The organism is Sinorhizobium sp. CB7, assembly GCF_041357635.1.
Classification (GTDB): Bacteria; Pseudomonadota; Alphaproteobacteria; order Rhizobiales; family Rhizobiaceae; genus Rhizobium.
Genome location: NZ_JAULLL010000059.1, coordinates 1 through 1,199 on the forward strand (window position 1 = coordinate 1; position 1,199 = coordinate 1,199).

Sequence of the window (1,199 nt, forward strand, 5' to 3'; positions counted from 1 at the left end):
GGGAGGATTACCATGCGTAAGTTGATGGCATCGACGGCAGTGGGAGCGCTGTTGCTGATGGGGGCTGCGGTCGCCAACGCGGCGGAGAATGTGGAGGTCCTGCACTGGTGGACCTCGGGCGGCGAAGCGGCGGCGCTTGACGTTCTGAAGAAGGATCTGGAGGCCAAGGGGATCTCCTGGACCGACATGCCGGTCGCCGGTGGCGGCGGCACCGAGGCGATGACGGTGCTGCGCGCCCGGGTGACGGCCGGCAATCCGCCGACGGCGGTGCAGATGCTCGGCTTCGACATTCTCGACTGGGCCAAGGAAGGCGCGCTCGGCAATCTCGACGAGGTCGCCGGCAAGGAAGGCTGGGACAAGGTGGTGCCGACGGCGCTGCAGAACTTCTCCAAATATGACGGCCACTGGATCGCCGCCCCGGTCAATGTGCACTCGACCAACTGGGTGTGGATCAACAAGGCGGCGCTCGACAAGGCCGGCGGCAAGGAGCCGCAAAACTGGGACGAGCTGATCGCGCTGCTCGACAAGTTCAAGGCGCAGGGGATCGTGCCGATCGCCCATGGCGGCCAGCCGTGGCAGGATGCGACGATGTTCGAGGCGATCGTGCTGTCGATGGGCAATGACTTCTACAAGAAGGCGTTCATCGACCTCGATTCCGACACCCTCGGCTCCGACCAGATGAAGCAGGCCTTCGACCGGCTGACGGTGCTGCGCGGCTATGTCGACGACAACTTCTCCGGCCGCGACTGGAACCTCGCCTCCGGCATGGTGATCGAGGGCAAGGCCGGCATGCAGTTCATGGGCGACTGGGCCAAGGGCGAGTTCCTGAAGGCCAAGCAGGTGCCGGGTAAGGACTTCGTCTGCATGCGCTTCCCCGGCACGCAGGGCTCGGTGACCTTCAACTCCGACCAGTTCGCGATGTTCAAGGTGTCGGCCGACAAGATCCCGGCGCAGCTGCAGATGGCCTCGGCGATCGAAAGCCCGAGCTTCCAGTCGGCCTTCAACGTCGTCAAGGGCTCGGTGCCGGCGCGCACCGACGTGCCCGACACCGACTTCGACGCTTGCGGCAAGAAGGCGATCAAGGATCTGGCCGAGGCCAACAAGGCCGGCACGCTGATGGGCTCGATGGCGCATGGCCATGCCAATCCGGCCGCCGTCAAGAACGCCATCTACGACGTCGTCACCCGCGAGTTCAACGG

Annotated in this window: 1 protein-coding gene; it reads left to right on the plus strand. The window is 65.1% G+C overall.

The features are described 5' to 3' along the window. Positions 1–12: 12 nt before the first annotated feature. On the plus strand, positions 13–1,199 hold a 1,187-nt coding region (locus AAE029_RS36160; protein WP_371077757.1), incomplete at its 3' end, for an ABC transporter substrate-binding protein.